Raw genomic sequence first — 20,741 nt, 5'->3', positions numbered from 1 at the left:
CCTGTACACAGCGTCCCCAATGCCTGAAAGACCCGGCAAAAACCCGCGCCCGGCAAGTGACGTTCCTGCAAGGCAAACGCGATGACACCCCCAGCCACACCGATTTGATGAAGCCAAAAATCGACTCTGACCTCGGCAAACGCATGATCACCCAACGCTTCGCCACCGTCGAACCGGTGTTTGGGAACTTGCGCGGCAACAAACGCCTGCACCGCTTCACCTTGCGCAGCAAAGCCAAAGTGGACGGGCAATGGAAGCTGTTTTGCCTGATGCACAACCTCGAAAAGCTGGCTCATTACGGGTATGCCGCATGAAGGGGGAAATGATGCAGCCAAACACGCAAAAATGCACCGTATTGCCCGTCTCAGACGGTATTCAGGGCGTTACGGGGAAGCCGGAGTCCGGCAATGGTGAGAGTGCCTCCCAGCCGTTCGGGGTGTTCAAAAAAATGACTGACCGGTCTGGATGGGATGATCAGATTCGGGTTTTTCTACACCCTCGTTATAAATAAAAACCAGGAAAATATAATGACTCCAGAAGAAAAAGCTCGAATAGAGGCAGAAACTGAGAAACTTATAGCTGAAACCTCCTCAATTAAAAAAGGAGGTTGGGGAAAACCATCAGCATGGATTCCCATGTTAGCAGCAATTACTGCCATAGCCACATCTATCGGTCAGTTTCAATATTCTTCATTAAAGGAAAGAGAAGATGCTTTGGAAGCACGAGAGAAAGTTTTTGAAGCCAAAGTTGAAGAGGGTCGTTTAATTGAAAAAAATAATAAATTAGAAGTAAAATCTCAAGAACTTATTCAAGATATTCAAAAATCAACATCTGAAATACTCTTGTTAAAAGAAGAAATAACGAAAGCAAATGAACAACTCTTAAAAATAGCAAAAGAAAAGGATACTGATGGAACTCTTGTGGCAAGTGTAGAAAAAGAAATATCAAAGCGCACAGAGCAAGTAACAAATATTGTTACATCGGCAGAAAGCCGCAATTTAGAAGTACAAATTCAAAATTTAGTTTGGAAAATGAATAGTGATGTTAAAGAAAAAAGATTGGCTGCTGTTGCTGAATTAATTGAGGATCATAAAGAAAATCAGATAGCTATATCCTCTGCAATAAGTTTGATTACAATGCCTCAACTTGAAACCCTTTCTTCAAGTGGACGTATAAATGTTTTTGTTTATTTAAGAAATACAGAACAATCATCTTGGAATGAAGATTTAAGAAAAAGAGCACAAGATGCCATTCATACAATTAAAAAAATGACGAATGAAAGAAAATTAAATATTGGCCCTCAAATGGAGGGGGAAATACATAAATTAGAAGAAATATTGAAGAAAAACTCATAGGTATTAATTGATTTTGTTATAACGATAATATCGACGACGGACGCGGTGACAATGCCCATTCGACTCCCCGCCGCGCCCGTCATGTTGGACGTTAAGGCTGTAGAAAAACCTCCAAACCACTTTTTCGATTTTTAAAAAATTGAACAAAAAACAAACAAATGTGCAATTTTACGTAAATCTTTGAGGAGTTTTTAGTGAAAAATGTTCAAATATTTACGTACATCACGCCACTTTTGAGATTTTGTGAGAGAGACTTAGGTTTTCCTACAGCCTCGTTAGATCTTATACTCAAATGGATTCAACAACTTCACATCAAAAGATTCAAAATCAGTGACATTCCTAGTGACGACAATCAGCTTATTTACTTGAGCGATGGCGGCGATCATTCCGTCTTCGTATAAGGTGTCAGATTTTTTATGCATTAGCTTTGCCCAAGCACGAAAAGCATTACTGTCCAAATCCAATATGTTATAGGTGGCTGCTACTTCATCAAGCCATGCTTCCAGTTCGGCTACACGTTCGGTATCTTGATCCCGTGTTATTTCTATACCAGCTTGAATTTCAGCTAATGTTACCGAAGAAAGATATAAATCCTTGTCATCGACTGACTGAACCCATGCGACAACCGCTCCATGAGGTTTCTTCCGTCTCAATTCAGAGACGACATTAGTATCCAATAAATACATGATTTATATAACCTCTTGTACACGCCTTCTCCGGGCTTGCCCACGCTCCGGCAACACAAGATCACCACGTCCAGAATCAGACAACAATAAATCTTTCAGGGATGGTTTTGCCGCTGCTTGGAGCCTCTTCCAAACATCAACAGGAACCAGCACTGCTGCTTCAGCACCACGCCGGGTGACTACTTGCGGCCCGTTTGCCAGACAAGCATCCAAAAATTCACTAAACCGAGACTTAGCGTCTTGAACAGCCCAGGTTTGCATAAAAACACTTCCTACATGACTAGTTAGATAACCAGTCTATTGCTTCTGTTTTCAAAGAACAAGAAAAATAAAATAGCAGTGCGTCAAAGGCTAATGCCCTCCGAAAACATAGCGCAACGCCCCCGCCTACGCCATAATTCCCGCTTGATTCCCAGCAAGCCCGCGCTATCCCATGAACGAAACCCTGTTTTACGTCGCCGCAGCCCCCTTTGAAGCCGCCTGCCGCGTCGAAAATGCCCTAGGGCAATCACCACTTTCCGCCGCACACCCCGCCCGTCGCCTGCACGGACACAGCTTCCTCGCCAAAGTCCGCGCCATCGGTGCAAGCTCCGTCGAAGCCCTGCGCCAACAACTCGCCCACAGCGTTGCGCCGCTAGACTACAACGACCTCAACCAATTCCTGCCGATGCCCACGGATGAAAACCTCGCCCGTTGGATACGCGCCCGCCTCGCCCTGCCCAGCGTCGCCTCGGTCGGCGTACAAAGCACCCAGCACCAGGGCGCAGACCTCGACCTTGCCGACAACGCCCACATCTGGCGACGTTTCCGCTTTGAAGCCGCGCACCGCCTGCCCAACGTCGCCCCCGGACACCAATGCGGACGGATGCACGGCCACGGTTTCGAGGTCATCCTACACGCCAACCAAAACCTGCAAGCGCAAGACATGGGCGTAGACTTCGACCGCCTCGCCGCCGTCTGGCAACCGCTGCACGACCAATTACACCACCACTGCCTTAACGACATCCAAGGCTTAGACAACCCCACCAGCGAAACCCTCGCCGCATGGCTGTGGGAACGCCTCAAGCCCGAACTCGACGCGCTCTCATGGGTCAGCGTCTACGAAACCGTCACCGCAGGCTGCCACTACGACGGGCAACATTACCGCATCTGGAAAGACCAACGCTTTGAAAGCGCCCTAACCCTCAGCCGTGCCGACCCCGCCGACAGCGTGCGCCGCCTGCACGGACACAGCTACTTGCTACGCCTGCACCTCACCGCCCCGCTCGATACCGTAATGGGCTGGACAGTCGATTACGGCGACGTAAAAGCCCAATTCAAACCGATCTACCAACAGCTCGACCACCACAACCTCAACGACTTAACCGGGCTAGACGAACCCGACCCCGCCAGCGTGGCGCGTTGGATACGCACCCAAGCCACCGCAGGCTTGCCACAACTCGACCGCATCGACCTCTACGAAACACCGGGCTGCGGCGTAGTACTCTCATGGGGTGAACACGAACCGGGGTTACCTGTATGACCTATTCCGTCAAAGAAATTTTCTACACCCTGCAAGGCGAAGGCTTCCACGCCGGACGCCCCGCGATCTTTTGCCGCTTTGCTGGCTGCAATCTGTGGTCAGGGCTAGAAGCCGACCGCGCCCAAGCCGTCTGCAACTTCTGCGACACCGACTTTGTAGGCGTGGATGGGGTCAACGGCGGCAAATTCCGCGATGCCAAGGCACTGGTCGCGGCGATCATTCAAGAATGGTGGATCGGCGTAAAACAAGACATGAACCGCTTCATCGTCTTCACCGGCGGCGAACCGCTGTTGCAATTGGATAAAGCCCTCATCGACGCTTTACACCGAGAAAACTTCGAGATTGCCGTAGAAACCAACGGCACAAAGCCCGCCCCCGCAGGTATCGACTGGCTCTGCGTCAGCCCCAAAGCCGACAGCAAGATTGTGCTAACGGCGGGTAATGAATTGAAATTGGTGTACCCGCAACCGCTTGCCATGCCGGAACGCTTTGCAGGGCTGGACTTCCAACATTTCTACCTGCAAGCAATGGATGGGGCGGCACAAGCGCAAAACACCAAAGCGGCGATTGCGTATTGTATGCAACACCCGCAGTGGAAACTGAGTGTGCAAACGCATAAGTTGTTGGGAATTCCGTAAGACCCTCACCCCAACCCCTCTCCCAGAGGTAGAGGGGCTAAGAGAAGAGCACCATTTTTATCTTGTCTTGCTCCCCCTCTACCTCTGGGAGAGGGGGCTGGGGGGGTGAGGGTCTTTCTACCCTAACGCCCTAGCGTGCCAAGCCATATGCTCACCAATAAACGTAGCAATGAAATGGTAGCTATGGTCATACCCCTCCTGCATCCGCAATGACAACGGCTGCTCAGCCTGCAAACAAGCCGCTTGGAACACCTCCGGCAGCAATTGTCCCTCGCTAAGAAACTCATCCGCCGTGCCTTGATCAATCAAGATCTCCGGCACACGCGCCCCCGCCTGCACTAAACACGTCGCATCATACGCTTCCCACAACGTGGTATTCTCACCCAAATACGCCGCGAAACAGCCCTTGCCCCACGCCCCATTCACCGGATGGCAAATCGGCGCAAAGGCAGACACCGAACGGTAAACACCCGGATTTTTCAGCGCGGCAATCAATGCTCCATGCCCACCCATTGAATGCCCGCTGATGGATTTCACCCCCGCAATCAGCGGCAAATTTGCCTCCACCAAATGCGGCAATTCCTCCACCACATAATCATACATGCGGAAATGCTTATCCCACGGCGGCTGAACCGCGTTAACGTAGAATCCCGCACCCTGCCCCAAATCATAACGTTCCGGCACATCCGGCACGTCATCACCACGCGGACTGGTGTCGGGAATGATCAACGCAATGCCCTGCTCGGCAGCGTAACGTTGCGCACCCGCCTTCACCCGAAAATTATCATCGGTACAGGTCAACCCCGACAGCCAATACAGCGCAGGCACATTGCCGTGCGCAGCCTGTGGCGGTAAGTACACCGAAAACGTCATTTCACAATGGCACGCCACCGAATAATGGGTGTAACGGTTGAGGTATCCGCCAAATTCTTTAACACTTTCAATCAGCTTCATAGGCATTCCTTAGAAAATAATCACGGAACGGATGCTTTCGCCGCTGTGCATCAAATCAAACGCACGGTTGATGTCGTCCAGCGGCATGGTGTGCGTGACCATGCTATCCAGCACGATTTCGCCGCTCAGGTAACGCTCCACGTAACCCGGCAATTCAGTGCGCCCTTTCACGCCACCAAAGGCTGAGCCTTTCCAAGTACGCCCGACCACGAGGTTGAACGGACGGGTGGAAATCTCCTGCCCAGCCCCCGCCACCCCGATCACCGTAGAAACGCCCCAACCCATGTGGGTGCATTCCAACGCATCGCGCATCACGTGGACATTGCCAATGCACTCGAAGGAATAATCCACGCCACCGTTGGTGATTTCCTTGATGTATTCGCTGATCGAACCGTTCACGTCTTTGGGGTTAACAAAATCGGTAGCACCCAGTGCTTGCGCCATTGCCCACTTGCCGGAGTTAATGTCGATGGCAATAATGCGCCCCGCTTTCGCCATCACCGCACCTTGAATACACGACAAACCAATCCCACCCAAGCCAAACACCGCCACGGTAGAACCCGGCTCAACTTTCGCCGTATTCAGCACCGCACCAATCCCCGTGGTCACGCCACAGCCCAGCAAGCACACTTTATCCAATGGTGCGGCAGGGTTGATTTTCGCCAACGCAATTTCCGGCACAACGGTATATTCCGAGAACGTGGAACAGCCCATGTAGTGATAAATAGGCTGCCCTTTGCAGGTAAAGCGGCGCGTATGGTCTGGCATATAGCCCGTCCACACCGTCGAAGCGATGGATTGGCACAAGTTGGATTTGGTGGAATGGCAATATTCGCATTCACCGCATTCAGGGATGTACAGCGGGATAACATGATCGCCCGGTTTGAGGTTTTTCACGCTGGGGCCACATTCCTCCACAATACAGCCACCTTCGTGACCGAGGATACATGGAAACGCGCCTTCGGGGTCATCACCCGACAACGTGAACGCATCCGTATGGCACACGCCCGAAGCCACCACCCGTAACAGGACTTCGCCTTCACGTGGCTTTTCAACTTCAATCTCTTCAATCACCAGTGGTTTTTTTGGCTCCCACGCGACGGCTGCACGGCATTTCATACGCTCTACTCCTCATTATTTTGCTTAGAGTCACTCGAAAGTAGAGGGTATTGGTATAGGTGTCAATTGCCATTTCTCAATGTATTGACTAGGCTTGATGATCAGTCACGATTGTGCAGGCATCCTCCATGACGGAACAAACCTTTCAACTCCATACCAGCTACCAACCCGCTGGCGACCAGCCGGAAGCGATTCGCTCGCTGGTCAACGGCTTAAACGACGGCTTGCTGCACCAAACCTTGCTGGGTGTGACGGGTTCGGGCAAAACCTTCACGATGGCGAACATCATCCAGCAAACCCAGCGCCCCGCCATTATTCTGGTACACAATAAAACGCTGGCGGCCCAACTGTACGGCGAAATGAAGGAATTCTTCCCCAACAATGCGGTGGAATATTTCGTTTCGTACTTCGACTATTACCAGCCAGAAGCCTATGTGCCGTCCAAAGATGTGTACATAGAGAAAGATTCCGCCATCAATGACCACATCGAACAAATGCGCCTCTCCGCCACCCGCAACCTGTTCGAGCGCAAAGATGTCATTATTATCGCCACCGTTTCGTCGATTTACGGCTTGGGCGACCCCGAATCGTATTTGAAAATGCTGCTGATTTTGGTACGCGGCGACCGCATCGACCAACGTACTATCCTGCGTCGCCTTGCGGAAATGCAATACACCCGCAACGATCTCGACCTGCAACGCGGCACGTTTCGGGTACGCGGCGAAGTCATCGACGTGCACCCTGCCGAATCCGACAAAGAAGCGATTCGCATCGAACTCTTCGACGATGAAATCGAGAATTTAAGCTATTTCGACCCGCTGACTGGCGAAGTGCTACGCCGTGTGCCACGCCTCACGGTTTACCCGAAAACGCACTACGTCACCCCACGCGAAGTGTTGCTGGCAGCCATCGACTACATCAAAGCCGAACTCAAAGAGCGCCTCAAAGTCTTGCGCGAAAACGACCGCTTAGTCGAAGCGCAACGCCTCGAACAACGCACCCAATACGACATCGAAATGATCGTCGAAACCGGCTACTGCTCCGGCATCGAAAACTATTCGCGCTACCTCTCGAAACGCCCTGCGGGTGAGCCGCCGCCGTGCCTATTCGATTACTTGCCACGCAATGCCATCGTATTCATCGACGAAGCCCACGTCACCATCCCGCAATTCGGCGGCATGTACAAAGGTGATTATTCGCGCAAAAGCACACTGGTCGATTACGGCTTTCGCCTGCCCTCGGCACTCGACAACCGCCCACTGCGCTTTGATGAATTCGAGAAACTGATTCCGCAAGCCATCCACGTTTCCGCCACCCCCGGCACGTATGAGCTGGAACATTCCGACAATATAGCCGAACAAGTGGTACGCCCCACCGGACTCGTCGATCCCGAAGTGGAAGTTCGCCCGATCCTCTCGCAAGTCGATAACGTCATGTCCGAAATCAGCGAACACGCCCTCCGCAACGAGCGCGTACTGGTCACGACCCTGACCAAGCGCATGGCGGAAGACTTCACCGATTACCTGATGGAACACAATATCAAGGTGCGTTACCTGCACTCCGACATCGACACAGTGGAGCGCGTCGAAATCATCCGCGACTTGCGCAAGGGCGAATTCGATGCATTAGTGGGGATTAACTTGCTGCGGGAAGGTTTGGATATACCGGAAGTATCACTGGTGGCGATTTTGGATGCGGATAAGGAGGGCTTCCTGCGTTCCGAACGCTCTCTCATTCAAACCATCGGACGCGCCGCTCGCAATGCCGAAGGCAAAGCCATTCTCTACGCCGACAAAATCACCGATTCGATGCGCAAAGCGATGGACGAAACCAGCCGCCGCCGCGCCAAACAACTCGCCCACAATGAAAAACTTGGTATTACCCCACAAACCATCCGCAAGCGCATTGCGGATGTGATGGAAGGCGCTTACGCCAATGCCACCAAGGGCAAAGGCAAAACACGCGGAGAAAAGAAAGTCGCCGAAGACATGGCTGAATACCGTAGCCTAACGCCTGATCAGGCACTCAAGCAGATCAAAAAGCTGGAAGAAAAAATGTTTCAGCACGCCAAGAATCTGGAATTCGAGCAAGCTGCCTCAGTCCGCGATCAGATTGGACATATCAGAGCGCGAGTGTTCGGGCTGGAGTAGGTCGGACAGCTCAAACCCGACCTATGCATTTTGATCGAATTCAGTTTTCAACGTGATGTAATGTTGTTCAAACATCACTTCCAATTCGTCAATAACGACCGTCGCTGATTTGCCGTGGATAACATGTGCGGTCATAAGGCTGGAGGTTTCATTCAATAAACGCTCACGCGGAACCATCGGGTAAGTAGCCGTCAGGCGCTTAATTGCCTTGACCACGCTTTCTTGTTCGGGGCGTGGAATGTTTTCGGGGGTAGGGAATTCGGTCATGGGTTCAGCGTCAGGCGCAGGTGAACCTGCAAGAAACTCGGCAAACCGCAGCAGGGTTGCCTGATCTTGTGAACTCATGTCACGGTACAGCTTGCGAAGACGCTTTTCTTCGGCAGAGCCGGTTGATTGTGGCATACCGGGTAACATGGGATTTCCTGTGTAATGCTGAGAATCCGGGGTACAGCGTATCTTGCTGTACCCACCACGGATTTTATTTCTGCTTTTTGAGGTTTTCGCAATAACCGCGTGCAAATTCCAGCAACTCTTCCATTGCACGGACTTTGAACTTTTGACGCTGGCGTACAAACGAGAAGTCACGAGTCAATGGCGGATCAAGCGGAATAGCAACCAGTGAACCAAGGCGCAATTCTTTACCGATGCTAGCACTAGAGACGATGGAAACACCCATACCGGCTTCCACTGCACCTTTCACGGCTTCTGGGCTACCCAGTTCCAAACAAGCGTTCATTGCGTGTTTATCCATGCCTAGCGCATACAGGTAGTCGAGCACCACTTCACGTGTGCCTGAGCCTTCTTCACGGCAAATAAACGGGTATTCCAGCACATCTTTCAGTTTCACGGCAGTTTTGCTCGCCAAGGCGTGAGTCGGCGGAACGATCAATACCAAATCATCTTGACGGCAGACTTCTACCAGCAAGTTTTTGTTATTGACCACACCTTCCACAACACCGAGATCAATCACATTGTTTTCCACCATTGACACAATGCCTTCGGTGTTAGAAACACGCAAACGCAATCTGACATCAGGATTCTTAGAATTGAACTCACCCAATAACGATGGCAACATATATTCAGAAATGGTGGTGCTCGCCCCAATGGTCAACGAACCACTAATGTCATTCGTCATTTCACGAATAGCATTTTCCATCTCGCTGTATTGCTCGAAAATACGCTCAGAGTACTCAAACACTATCTTGCCAGCTTCTGTGAGGGATACACGGTTATGTGTTCGGTCAAACAGACGGGTATCAAACTGATCTTCCAACTGACGAATCTGAAACGTTACCGCCGGTTGGGTCATGTGCAACACTTCTGCTGCCTTAGTAAAACTCAACAACCGCGCTACTGCATGAAAGACCTGTAATCTTCTATCAGCCATATGATTACCTATTCTCCTATTACCAGTCCTAGCAAACCCCTCAGGGAATTCATCCTTACTATCCCTGTCCGGTCTTCCTTTTCCGGATATTTACTACTGATCACTGTTTAAAAAAATCTATCGAAAAAACCTGCCAGTTGCTACCAGAGGATTTTGTTATAGATAGCATAGAACAATTTTCGCATTATGGTTAATGATATGTTCAGCTTTATGAATAAAATGATGTAGAGGTGATAAGTGGCGACAAGCGGCGCACCTATATTTCTTGTACTCAAAAGCCCTAAGGATTTTTTTCCTTGATCTTATCGTCAGCCTTCACTGGGGTAGCAGACTGATTACCCGGAATCCGGGGGTCATCATCATCCATTAAAATACGATGCGCAGGCCCTTCAAGATCGTCATACTGCCCACTTTTAACGGTGTAAATGAAGGCGACAACGACTACAACCATTACGCCGAGTGCAATCGGAATCAGTAGGTATAAAGCTTCCATCGTATTGCATCCTAACCAAACATGACATTATAGACTGAAATTACTCATTTTTCAGGCGTAATGAATTAAGCACCACCACTAAAGAACTCGCTGACATGCCAATTGCTGCCATCCATGGCGCGATCATACCGGTCGCCGCCAAGGGAATCGCCACCAGATTATAGGCAATCGTCCATAAAAAGTTCTGTTTTATGATGGTTTGCATCCGCCGCGCAGTACGCACCGCAAACGGTAGCTGCCGCAAATTTTCTGACAATAACACCATATCCGCACTGGCTTGCGCCAATTGTGAGCCGCTACCCATCGCAATCGACACGGGTGCACCCGCCAACACAGGGGCATCATTCACCCCATCGCCGACCATTGCCACTACCGCGCCTTGAGCTTGCAAATCACGCAAATACGCTAACTTGGCATCTGGCAATTGACCACCGTGTGCATGAGCAATACCCAATTGCTGCGCAACCGCTGCCACAACGTTCGGCGAATCACCACTGAGTAAGGTCACTGTGACCCCCATGGCTTGCAACTCTGCCACCATTTGTGCCGCTTCAGCGCGTAACTGATCCGCAAGGCTAAACACCGCTAACCAGCCATCCGCTGAGCCGAGGAAAACTTGTGAGCGCTCACCAACGGCTGACACCTTCTCAGGCAACTCACAGCCCGTCAATTCTTCGACAAATGCGTGCGTACCAATGCGGTAATGCTTGCCTGCATACACGCCTTTCACGCCTCGTCCAGATTCTGCTGTCAGATCAACGACAGTGGCGGGGCTATCACTCAGGCGTACAATCGCGTGAGCAACCGGGTGTTCCGAAGCCATTTCTAGCCCCGCAGCAATTTGCTGACAAACCGATGCAGAATCAGTACCCAAGGTTTGCACTTCAACCACTTCCAAATGCCCGTGGGAAAGCGTGCCGGTTTTATCAAAAATAATGTGATTGATCCGCGCTAAGGTTTCCAAAGCATGACCACGGGTCGTCAACACCCCCTTAGAAGTGAGCAAACCCGTGGCAGCGGTCAATGCTGCTGGAGTCGCCAACGAGAAAGCACACGGGCAAGTAATCACCAAAACGGACAGCGCAATCCAGAACGCCTCCGAAGGCTGGTGTTGATACCACCAAGCAAACACTGCCACCGCCGTCACTAAAATCAGCGGCACAAAACGTGATGCCACTTTTTCTGCTAAACGTGCCAATTCCGGTTTTTCGGCTTGCGCCCGCTCCAGTAAACGGATGATAGCCGCCAGCACGGTGCTGTCACCGACTTTATCGACGCGCATTGTCAATGGACTTTCCATATTCACCGTGCCGCCGACCAACGCATCGCCACATTGTTTGTGGCAAGGCAAACTTTCACCCGTCAGTAACGATTCATTGGTGCTACTCGTACCATCGGTAACGACACCATCCGCTGGTACGACCTCGCCCGGTTTGATCAACACCTGATCACCCAGTTCAAGCTGACTGACCGGAATCACTTCCTGTTCGCCATCGCGCAAACGCGTTGCCGTGGCAGGCATTAAGCGTACCAATTCCTCCGCCACCTGACCGGATTTATGCCGTGCCGCCATTTCCAAATAGCGACCGGTTAGCAGAAAAAACGTGAACATCGTCACCGAGTCAAAATAGACCTCGCCGCCCCCCGTGAATGTTGCCCAAACACTGGCAGTAAACGCAATCGCGATTGCCAATGATACTGGCACATCCATGCCAAAACGCCCGCGCCGCAAATCACGCCAAGCCGAGCTGAAAAACACTCTCGCAGAATAAAACACCACAGGTGTGGTCATCACCAAACTAATCCAGCGCAAAAAATCGCGCATTCCAGTATCCATATCCGATACCGCACCGATATACATGGCCACCGCAATCATCATCACCTGCATCATGCCCAAACCCGCAATCGCAATGCGGCGCAACGCAGCGGATTTTTCCTTTTTTTGCAGGGATTCAAGCCGACCGGGATCAAAGGGGTGTGCGTGATAACCGATTTCAGAAATAGCTTGCAACACTTGGCTCAAATGCAAGCGTTCATTATCCCATTTCAAGGTAGCGCGGTGGGTGGAATAATTGATGCGGAAATCCAGCACCCCATCGAGTTGCTTGACGTGATGCTCATTGAGCCAAACACAAGCAGCACAGACAATGCCTTCCAGAATTAGCGAGGCTTCGCGGATATTTGTACCCGTCTCACGCACAAAGGATTTCTGCAATTCAGGGGCATCGTACACTTGTAACTGACGCAGCGCTTCTGGCACTAAATCATCAGGTCTATCGCTGATTTCGGTACGAAAACGGTAATAATCAGTGAGGTTATTTTCGACAATTGCCGTCGCCACCGCCTGACAGCCTGTGCAGCACATCTCGTGCGGCTGGTTATCAATGCGGACAAAATAATGCGATCCGGGGGGAATCGGCTGCCCACAATGGAAACAATCACCAGGTGCGACCTGCAAGGCTGTTTCAGTCATACAGACTCACGGTTGGTCGCCGACCCACGTTTCACCTTTAACCTCATGGACTTCATCGCCACGTCTGATGGTCATGACCATATTCCAAGCCCCCGGTGCAGGCAAAGCAATGGGTTGACCATAGAAACCGGGAGCTGCTTCCGGCAAGTCCAACGTTATATCCATCGCTTTATTGGAAGGTCGTAGAAATGACACTTGTACATTTCCACTGGTAACCGCTTGCCCTGCCTTATCGGTCACATGGATGCGGAACATGCTGACCTTGTTCGGTTGCGGCTTTTCCAACCAACCATCAGCAACCTGCCAACCGCGTTCCTGCTGCGTTTTCAACTGACCAATGTAGTTGTTATACAAGTCATATTTTTTCTGGTAGTCGTTGGATACAGTACCAGGAAAAGCAGAAGTGACGTTTTGTGCACTTTTCCTGCGTGGTTCTGGCAAAAACTTGCGGATAAAGTCAGCACTCGCACCGCTATTTGCTAGGGTAATAATCGTCGAATCCACAATCACGAGGATCATGAAAAAGCCAATGATGATCCCCGGCCCCCAATGCAACCTGCCACCATCGGTATCTGAGCCACGCCGATTACCAACAATAATACCCGGCAATACCGCTGCCATGGTGAAAAAGGCAAAGTGAATGGCGAACACATCCAAGCTTGCCCAATACAACACTGCCAATGGTACGTAAACCGCCAATACCACCAAAAAGGTCAGTAACGAAGCCAGCTTACCGGGGCGTTTCAAGACTTTATAAAACAACACAAATAGGGCAAGCGAAGCCAGTACGCCTACCCCTAATGTGAATGCTATGTTTTGATTTTCCATGCAACCTTACGGAGTCATAAAGTGTGAAGGGATGATGACCGGCTCTACCACCTTACCTTCCAAAGGCGTGAGCCTGAACTGGAAGTCGTGATTTTTGCCTGCCTCACCGGGCTGCATAGTATAGCGGACTTTTGCCAAGACGCGCAGCGTTGAATCCGGTTTCACGCTCAAATCATTGATCTGTAATTCCATTTCAGCATTAGGCAGCCCCTCGATTGCCAAGGTATAACGTGCCGCCTCCATGGTTTTGTTATTGATTTTGACTTCGTAGCTGTTTTGAATACGCCCATCAGATAGTGTAACGTACAAGGGGCTACGAATCTGTACAGCGGTCACTTCCAGTTGTTTGCTGCTGGCAATGCTCCACACCAGATAAATCGTTGCCAGCAACGTCGCCAAACCGTAACCCACTGTGCGTAACTTGAGAATTTTAGTCTTTTTGCCTTCCAAACCGTGTTCAGAGGTGTAACGGATCAAGCCTCGCTTCCAACCCTGCTTATCCATAATGCCATCACAAGCATCAATACACAGCGCACAGTGAATACAACCGATTTGCAAACCGTTACGAATGTCGATACCTGTAGGGCAAACTTGCACACACAAGCCACAATCCACGCAATCGCCGTGACCTTTCTCCTGACGGAATGCCTGGTCACGCAACTCTTTCACCGGCTTAGCACGCCCAGTAGTACCTTCACCCCGATTCATATCATACGACACAATCATGGTATCTTGGTCAAACATAACACTTTGGAAACGTGAGTAAGGGCACATGTGCAAGCACACGTATTCCTTCGCCCAACCCGCCGTCAAGTAAGTTGTCGTCATTAGGATCATGACCGTACCGTATAAAGCTGTTGGAGCAGTACCCGTAAAAAATCCTGCCGTCAATTCAAACGCATCTCCCCAGTACAGGCCAAAACTCAACCCTGTCCACATCGCCAACAACAGCCACAAGGCATGGGTCAGACCGACCTTGCGAATCTTTTCCGCATTCCACGGCTGCTTATCCAAACGCAACCGTGCTACACGATCGCCTTGCACCCAACGCTCAATCCAACGGAAAGCATCCGTCCACAAGGTTTGGAAACAGAAATAGCCGCAGAACACCCGCCCAAACAACGTGGTGACAAAGAACAACAATACCGCTGCAAGGAATAACAAGGCGGTGAGCCAAAAAATATCCTGCGCGTGCATTACCAAGTCGAACATGTAATAACGCCGCCCCGGAATATCAAACAAAATTGCCTGATCCGGGCCTACCGCGCGTTCCCAGCGGATCCACGGCAGTAAGAAAAACACCGCATAGCCCAGCAACAAAATGCCGGTTTTAATGTTACGAAAACGCCCTTCTACCGAACGCGGTTGAAGAGAGGCTTTAGGCTGGATGGCTTGTTCAATACTCATGTTGCAATATCCAATCGTTGGCTTTGCCGGACGGGGTGAAAAGCCTGCATCATACCCGACCCTGCGCGGTTTACATTGCGCAGAATCAAGTTAGCACACTATTTCACTGATTTATCAGAGGTACTCAGCGTTACCCATGTAAGGACGTAGGACGGCAGGGATACGGATACTGCCATCGGCTTGCTGATAATTCTCCAACACAGCAACCAAGGTGCGCCCTACGGCAAGCCCTGAACCGTTCAACGTATGCAGCAATTCAGGTTTGCCGGTTTCAGGGTTACGGTAACGCGCCATCATACGCCGCGCTTGAAAATCCCCAAAGGTGGAACACGATGAAATCTCACGGTATTTTTGTTGCCCCGGCAACCACACTTCAAGATCATAGGTTTTCATTGAGGAAAAGCCGGTATCACCTGCACACAATACAATCACTCGGTAAGGCAGTCCCAACTTTTGCAGAATCGCCTCAGCATTACCCGTCAGGCTTTCCAAAGCTTGCATGGAATCTTCTGGGCGCACCAATTGCACCATTTCCACTTTCTCAAACTGATGCTGGCGAATCAAACCACGGGTATCCTTGCCATAAGACCCCGCCTCAGAACGGAAGCACGGCGTATGGCAAGCGTATTTCACCGGCAATTCAGACGCATCAATAATGGTATCCCGTGCCAGATTGGTTACAGGCACTTCAGCCGTCGGAATTAGGTAATAACCTTGGTCACCCTCCAACTTGAATAAGTCTTCAGCAAATTTAGGTAGCTGCCCCGTGCCGTACAAACTGTCAGCATTCACCATATACGGCACATACGCCTCGGTGTAACCGTGCTCTTGGGTATGCGTATCCAGCATGAATTGGATCAATGCCCGATGCATTCGCGCCATTGCACCACGCATCACCACAAAGCGGGAGCCGGTGAGTTTTGCACCTGCGTCAAAATCCATCCAACCATTGGGCAGACCGAGATCAACGTGATCTTTAGGTTCAAAATCAAAAGCCGTCGGCTCACCCCAGCGACGGATTTCAACGTTAGCATTTTCATCCTTACCATCTGGCACAGACGCATCCAACACATTGGGAATGCCAGTCACGATTGCATCCAATTCGGTTTGCAAACAGGCGAGCTGCTGCTCTTTTTCTTTCAGGGTATCCCCCATATCCGCCACTTCTGCCAACAACGGCTGAATGTCTTCGCCCTTGGCTTTGGCCTGACCGATGGCTTTAGAACGAGAATTGCGTGCATTTTGTAAGTTTTGGGTTTCGACCTGTAAGGCTTTACGACGCTCCTCAACAGCACGGATCGTATCAACATCCAGCTTGAAACCGCGCCGTGCTAATTGTGCGGCGATGTCATCCAGTTCGGTTCTTAAACGTTTTGGGTCCAGCATAACTCTTGTTCCATGAGGGCATTACATAAAGGCACTATCTTACCACTGGTTATTGCTGCTAACACAAGGGGCAACCCTACGTTCGTCTATTTTCACCTTAAAGAGCACACTGGTATGATAAACTTTCAAAGCTAAGCCGCAGCGCAATAAATAATATAAAAACATTACCACTAGGAAGAGGAAACAGACATGAGTATCGGATATGCCGTGCAAAAAGGCACCTTGATCTACATTTATGACCATAATGGCAAACAAATTACTTCCGTTTCAGCACCGGGACGTTGGCCTGAAGATGGCCTCAAAGGCTTCAGCCCCAACGCCATCAATGTCCAAAAAGGCACTCTCATTTACCATTATGATGAAACAGGCCACATGATTGGCAGACCACTCCCTGCGCAACAACCGACTCATGCCAATCATCAAACGAAGCACTTGCTATCTGCCTGAAAATATTGAGCTGAATCAAGCGTTGCTGCCATGATTTATCGGGGGAAAATCCCCCGACTTCTGGTTGTTTACGATTAACGACGTGGCACTTTCCATAATAACCAAGCCCCCAGACCAAACAACAGCAACACCGCAAGTAAGCCTGAACGGGGTGAGTTCGTCAAAGCGCCGACCCATGCGACCAATAATGGCCCTATAATGGCCGCAAATTTCCCCAGCATATTATAAAAACCAAAAAACTCTGCTGCTTGTTCAACAGGAATCAAACTCGCATACAACGAGCGACTCAATGCCTGCACTCCACCTTGTACCAAGCCCACTGCGCCTGCCAGCCAATAAAACTCATGGGCATTCGTCATTTGTGATGCCATCACGGTAATCACCACATAGCCTGCTAGCCCCAACAAAATCCCACGCTTAGCACCTATTCTGTTGCCCACCCAACCAAAGGCTAAGGCCGCAGGAAACGCGATAAATTGCGTAATCAACAAAGCCGTAATCAAACCATCATCTGCAAAACCAATCGCTTTGCCATAATCCACCGACATCAGAATCACGGTATCCACGCCGTCGATGTAAAACCAATACGCCAACAAAAATAGCCAAACCACACGCAACTGACGAATATGCCGAAAGGTTGCCACTAACTGTCGCACCGATTGACGCAACAAGGTTAACAAGTGCGGACGCACAGCTTGCACAGGCACACGTTCCCGTACCCACCACCAGAGAGGAACCGAAAATACTGCCCACCACAATGCCGTCACCCCAAAGGCCCAACGCACAGCAGCTACTTTATCTTCCAACCCGAACCACTCCGGCTTTAAGGTCAGCAAAACACATAAAGCAAACAACAACCCTCCGCCCAAATACCCCAAACCGTAACCCAGTGCAGATACCCGGTTAAAATCCTTTTCCTCAGCCACGTCCACGAGCAATGAATCGTAAAAAATATTCGCCCCTAAAAATCCCACCACGGCTAATACAAAGGCAAACATCGCCCATTGCCACTGGCTTTCACCTACCAGCGTCAACCCCAACGTCGCGCATACCCCCAAGGTAACGAACCCTGCCATCATGGGCTTTTTGATCCCCCCCTGATCCGCAACTGTCCCCAGAAATGGCGCCAGCAACATAATGGAAAGACTAGCCATGGCGTTCGCCGTGCCTAAATGCAAGGTAATATCTTCTGACGGTAGCCCCTTCGCCCAATACTGACGAAAGAAAATCGGGAAGAACGCCACCATTACCGTGGTAATAAAAGCCGAGTTAGCCCAATCATAAAATGCCCAAGCCCAACGTTGGCGAGTGGTTACGCTCAAATTCATGGTTCCCTGTTTCCCTTTATCGGTATAAATCAACTAAAATAGTTTTAAACGAATAATACCCAAATCGCTAGGAGAACATCATGAAAAAGGAACAACGGTTCAAAACCGTCGTGCGTGTTTGTAGTTATTTACTGACAACCACAATACTCAGCAGTACCGCTTTTGCCGAAGAAACAGCGGCCTATGACGGTGAATGGAGCACCCTATCGCCGAATCTCTCCCTGAAAATCACCCCACAAGCCGCCAGTTTCACCCTTGAAGGCAAAACATACACGGCAACCAGCCCAAGCTATCTCAACGGGCAACTTAATACGTCCCCCTTTCTGTACTTAGCGGATGCGCAACAACAACACCGCTTCTACCTCATGATCAGTGAAGCGGGGGGCAATACAGCAAAACTTAACGGCTATTATGACAATGCGGAACAATCCTTGCCGATCCAATTAACCAAAATGGACGCCGCACCGCAAGTCAGTGCCACCACGCCCTAACCCACTAGGGTAACTGTTGCCCCAGCACCTGACTTCTCAATCTCAATGCGCAGTTCGCAATATTCGGGCTGCTCACACAAAGGGCTGGGGTCATCCGCACAACAACTGCCGACAATCACTCCGGCATAAAAAATACCAGTGCGAACTTGAAGCTGTGTGGGTGTTTCTGTCGCATCCAATACCATGATGGTTATTTTATCACCAACAACTTGACTGCTATGCGCTAATCCGGCTTGCAAGGGTAAGGCTTCCGCCCCCAATGCTTGCACTTCCGCTTTAAAAACCGCCTGAAACGCAGGTGTTCCCCACGCCGCCAAGGCTTTATTCAAAACCATCACTGCCTTACCTCATCCACCCTAACAACCACGGCAAAATGACTGACGCCAGCAATGCGGACAATGCCATTGCCAACCCCGCAAAAGCGCCCATTTCCGTACTCACTTGAAACGCACGTGCCGTACCAATACCGTGTGCCGCTACGCCCATCGCAATCCCACGCGCACTGCAATCCCGAATACGTAACACATCGAACAATTTCGTCCCCAACACCGCGCCAATAACCCCCGTCATCACAACCAACACCGCAGTGAGTGACGGAATACCGCCGATGCGCTCCGCAATCCCCATAGCCACAGGCGCAGTGACTGACTTAGGAGCAAGCGATAGTAAAATTGGCGTATCTGCCCCTAATAACCATGCGATCCCCACAGCACTAACACCGCCCACCGTCACCCCAACCAACAAAGCCACTAACACCGGCAACCACAGCATTTTCAACTTACCCAATTGCCGATACAGCGGAATAGCCAATGCCACTGTCGCAGGCCCTAGTAAAAAATGCACAAATTGCCCGCCTTCGAAATAATCCTGATACGGCGTATCCGTCAGTACTAACAAGGCAATGAGTAAAATCACCGCCGTTACCACCGGATTCAGCAAGGGATTCGCTTTACTCCATACATACACCCGGTAAGCAATGCCGTAGGCAATTAAGGTCATGGTCAAACCAAATAACGGCGAGGCAGACAGGTAAACCCAAACTTGTTCCAGATTTGAATCAGGCAGCATGTGTAGACCTCCTCCCCAACAAGCGTTGCATTCCCACCATCACCCAAGCCGTCACTGCCATTGTGATGAGTGTACCGAAAATCAATGCCATACTGATCGGCAACCATGCCGAGCCGATACGCCCAACATGCACCATCACCCCTACACCAGCAGGCACAAACAGCAACGACAAATGGCTCAGCAAGGCACTGGAGGCAGGCTCCACTACAGACTCCAAGCCATCGCTCAGCAATAAAGTGATGAATAATAACAGCATACCCAATACTGGCCCTGGTACAGGCCAATTCAGCAAGCGCGTGCTGACTTCGCCCACTAATTGATAAACCAACAACAACGTGATGCCGTTAAGAAAATTCGGGGACATAAGAAAACCTCTGTAGCCATAATGAATAACCACAGAGTATACGCGGCTTAAAGTTGGCTACGCACCCAGCGCACAATATCCGCAGCTCCCAATGCACCGGACTGACGCGCAATTTCCTGCCCGCCTCGGAACAACACCATCGTGGGAATGCTACGAATATTGTAGTGCGCTCCCACCATCTGATGATCTTCGGTATTCAATTTGGTGAAACGCACTTGAGGCTCTAGTTGCCCAGCCGCTTGTTCAAAAGCTGGAGCCATCATCCGGCATGGCCCACACCAGGGTGCCCAAAAGTCTACCAACACCGGAACATCATTACGGCTGATGTGCTTGGCGAAATTGGCGGCGGTTAGCTCAGTCGGGTGTCCGTTAAACAAAGCGCTGCCACACTTACCACATTTAGCGTGTTCGCCAAGGCGCTCTGCTGGAATGCGATTGGTGACACTGCACGCAGGGCATACTAAATTCAATAGGTTACTCATGTTTTATCCTCAAACGCAATGATTTCAATAGAGCCAATATGGGTTGCATTCCCCCACTTTAAAGCATCACCACTGAACATTGTTTGTAACAACTATCTGTTACTATTGCCTCACTAATTGAGCTGTTAGTATACACACACTCTCTAAATTTCAAGTCTTTGTC

The 20,741-nt window shown here is 50.4% G+C and carries 24 protein-coding genes; 8 read left to right on the top strand and 16 right to left on the bottom strand.

Annotated features, from left to right (window positions below; all coding sequences use genetic code 11):
* The 3 genes from BLV87_RS15540 to BLV87_RS15530 form a co-directional block, all read left to right on the top strand.
* The coding region (locus tag BLV87_RS15540; protein WP_217630012.1) for a transposase at nt 1-314 on the top strand (314 nt) is incomplete at its 5' end.
* Between the two features lie 8 nt (nt 315-322).
* Nucleotides 323-511: a hypothetical protein gene (locus tag BLV87_RS15535; RefSeq protein WP_139282202.1), complete on the top strand. Its 189-nt coding sequence runs from the start codon at nt 323-325 to the stop codon at nt 509-511.
* 16 nt (nt 512-527) lie between these two features.
* Nucleotides 528-1,355 (top strand): hypothetical protein, encoded by an 828-nt coding sequence (locus BLV87_RS15530; protein WP_093070128.1) that lies wholly within the window; start codon nt 528-530, stop codon nt 1,353-1,355.
* 275 nt (nt 1,356-1,630) lie between these two features.
* Here BLV87_RS15530 and BLV87_RS15525 read toward each other — a convergent pair whose 3' ends face one another.
* Entirely contained in the window at nt 1,631-2,041 is a 411-nt protein-coding gene (locus BLV87_RS15525) for a type II toxin-antitoxin system VapC family toxin (protein ID WP_093070126.1), read from the bottom strand.
* Nucleotides 2,042-2,044: 3 nt separating this feature from the next.
* On the bottom strand, nt 2,045-2,302 hold the full coding sequence (locus BLV87_RS15520) for a type II toxin-antitoxin system Phd/YefM family antitoxin (protein ID WP_093070125.1): 258 nt from the start codon (nt 2,300-2,302) through the stop codon (nt 2,045-2,047).
* 172 nt (nt 2,303-2,474) lie between these two features.
* On the opposite strand from BLV87_RS15520, the gene BLV87_RS15515 reads away from it, so the two are divergent.
* Together BLV87_RS15515 and queE are read left to right on the top strand one after the other, a co-directional pair.
* Entirely contained in the window at nt 2,475-3,563 is a 1,089-nt protein-coding gene (locus BLV87_RS15515) for a 6-carboxytetrahydropterin synthase (RefSeq protein WP_093070123.1), read from the top strand.
* On the top strand, nt 3,560-4,201 hold the full coding sequence (gene queE / locus BLV87_RS15510) for a 7-carboxy-7-deazaguanine synthase (protein ID WP_093070122.1): 642 nt from the start codon (nt 3,560-3,562) through the stop codon (nt 4,199-4,201). Before BLV87_RS15515 ends, queE begins: the two co-directional genes overlap by 4 nt.
* Before the next feature lie 117 nt (nt 4,202-4,318).
* On the opposite strand, the gene fghA is transcribed toward queE, so the two are convergent.
* Nucleotides 4,319-5,155 carry an S-formylglutathione hydrolase gene (gene fghA, locus BLV87_RS15505; protein ID WP_093070120.1) on the bottom strand — a complete coding sequence of 279 codons (837 nt, stop codon included), beginning with the start codon at nt 5,153-5,155 and terminating at the stop codon, nt 4,319-4,321.
* A 9-nt stretch (nt 5,156-5,164) separates the two neighbouring features.
* The gene (locus tag BLV87_RS15500) at nt 5,165-6,274 is read right to left on the bottom strand and encodes an S-(hydroxymethyl)glutathione dehydrogenase/class III alcohol dehydrogenase (protein ID WP_093070119.1); all 1,110 of its coding nucleotides are present in this window, start codon (nt 6,272-6,274) and stop codon (nt 5,165-5,167) included.
* Nucleotides 6,275-6,402: 128 nt separating this feature from the next.
* Between BLV87_RS15500 and uvrB the strand changes: the two genes are divergently transcribed.
* A complete protein-coding gene (uvrB, locus tag BLV87_RS15495) occupies nt 6,403-8,424 on the top strand; it encodes an excinuclease ABC subunit UvrB (protein ID WP_093070117.1) in 2,022 nt (673 codons plus the stop codon).
* Between the two features lie 21 nt (nt 8,425-8,445).
* On the opposite strand, the gene BLV87_RS15490 is transcribed toward uvrB, so the two are convergent.
* The 7 genes from BLV87_RS15490 to serS form a co-directional block, all read right to left on the bottom strand.
* Nucleotides 8,446-8,838, bottom strand: a complete 393-nt coding sequence (locus BLV87_RS15490) for a hypothetical protein (RefSeq protein ID WP_093070116.1) — start codon at nt 8,836-8,838, stop codon at nt 8,446-8,448.
* 64 nt (nt 8,839-8,902) lie between these two features.
* Nucleotides 8,903-9,811, bottom strand: a complete 909-nt coding sequence (locus tag BLV87_RS15485) for a selenium metabolism-associated LysR family transcriptional regulator (protein WP_093070114.1) — start codon at nt 9,809-9,811, stop codon at nt 8,903-8,905.
* Between the two features lie 280 nt (nt 9,812-10,091).
* On the bottom strand, nt 10,092-10,304 hold the full coding sequence (ccoS, locus tag BLV87_RS15480) for a cbb3-type cytochrome oxidase assembly protein CcoS (protein WP_093070113.1): 213 nt from the start codon (nt 10,302-10,304) through the stop codon (nt 10,092-10,094).
* Nucleotides 10,305-10,344: 40 nt separating this feature from the next.
* Nucleotides 10,345-12,777 carry a heavy metal translocating P-type ATPase gene (locus tag BLV87_RS15475; RefSeq protein WP_175517966.1) on the bottom strand — a complete coding sequence of 811 codons (2,433 nt, stop codon included), beginning with the start codon at nt 12,775-12,777 and terminating at the stop codon, nt 10,345-10,347.
* A 6-nt stretch (nt 12,778-12,783) separates the two neighbouring features.
* On the bottom strand, nt 12,784-13,605 hold the full coding sequence (locus BLV87_RS15470) for a FixH family protein (protein ID WP_093070111.1): 822 nt from the start codon (nt 13,603-13,605) through the stop codon (nt 12,784-12,786).
* A gap of 6 nt (nt 13,606-13,611) precedes the next feature.
* Nucleotides 13,612-15,012, bottom strand: coding sequence for a cytochrome c oxidase accessory protein CcoG (gene ccoG / locus BLV87_RS15465; RefSeq protein WP_093070110.1), 1,401 nt, complete (start codon nt 15,010-15,012; stop codon nt 13,612-13,614).
* Between the two features lie 114 nt (nt 15,013-15,126).
* Nucleotides 15,127-16,398 carry a serine--tRNA ligase gene (gene serS, locus BLV87_RS15460; RefSeq protein ID WP_093070108.1) on the bottom strand — a complete coding sequence of 424 codons (1,272 nt, stop codon included), beginning with the start codon at nt 16,396-16,398 and terminating at the stop codon, nt 15,127-15,129.
* A gap of 189 nt (nt 16,399-16,587) precedes the next feature.
* Here serS and BLV87_RS15455 point away from each other — a divergent pair, with 189 nt between their 5' ends.
* Complete coding sequence (locus tag BLV87_RS15455; protein WP_175517965.1) at nt 16,588-16,845, top strand: hypothetical protein; 258 nt, start codon at nt 16,588-16,590, stop codon at nt 16,843-16,845.
* Nucleotides 16,846-16,919: 74 nt separating this feature from the next.
* On the opposite strand, the gene BLV87_RS15450 is transcribed toward BLV87_RS15455, so the two are convergent.
* A complete protein-coding gene (locus tag BLV87_RS15450) occupies nt 16,920-18,173 on the bottom strand; it encodes an MFS transporter (protein ID WP_093070106.1) in 1,254 nt (417 codons plus the stop codon).
* Between the two features lie 80 nt (nt 18,174-18,253).
* Here BLV87_RS15450 and BLV87_RS15445 point away from each other — a divergent pair, with 80 nt between their 5' ends.
* Entirely contained in the window at nt 18,254-18,664 is a 411-nt protein-coding gene (locus BLV87_RS15445) for a hypothetical protein (protein WP_093070105.1), read from the top strand.
* On the opposite strand, the gene BLV87_RS15440 is transcribed toward BLV87_RS15445, so the two are convergent.
* From BLV87_RS15440 to trxC, 4 genes are read right to left on the bottom strand one after another with little or no spacing between them, the layout of a single operon-like run.
* Entirely contained in the window at nt 18,661-18,999 is a 339-nt protein-coding gene (locus BLV87_RS15440) for a hypothetical protein (protein ID WP_093070103.1), read from the bottom strand. The genes BLV87_RS15445 and BLV87_RS15440 overlap by 4 nt on opposite strands.
* 7 nt (nt 19,000-19,006) lie before the next feature.
* Nucleotides 19,007-19,732 (bottom strand): LrgB family protein, encoded by a 726-nt coding sequence (locus BLV87_RS15435; protein WP_217630011.1) that lies wholly within the window; start codon nt 19,730-19,732, stop codon nt 19,007-19,009.
* Entirely contained in the window at nt 19,722-20,096 is a 375-nt protein-coding gene (locus BLV87_RS15430) for a CidA/LrgA family protein (RefSeq protein ID WP_093070102.1), read from the bottom strand. The genes BLV87_RS15435 and BLV87_RS15430 overlap by 11 nt, the downstream gene beginning before the upstream one ends.
* Before the next feature lie 47 nt (nt 20,097-20,143).
* Complete coding sequence (trxC, locus tag BLV87_RS15425; RefSeq protein WP_093070100.1) at nt 20,144-20,578, bottom strand: thioredoxin TrxC; 435 nt, start codon at nt 20,576-20,578, stop codon at nt 20,144-20,146.
* Nucleotides 20,579-20,741 lie beyond the last annotated feature (163 nt).

This window comes from Thiothrix caldifontis, assembly GCF_900107695.1.
GTDB classification, from domain to species: Bacteria; Pseudomonadota; Gammaproteobacteria; order Thiotrichales; family Thiotrichaceae; genus Thiothrix; species Thiothrix caldifontis.
This window is presented reverse-complemented; position numbering and strand designations above follow the sequence as displayed.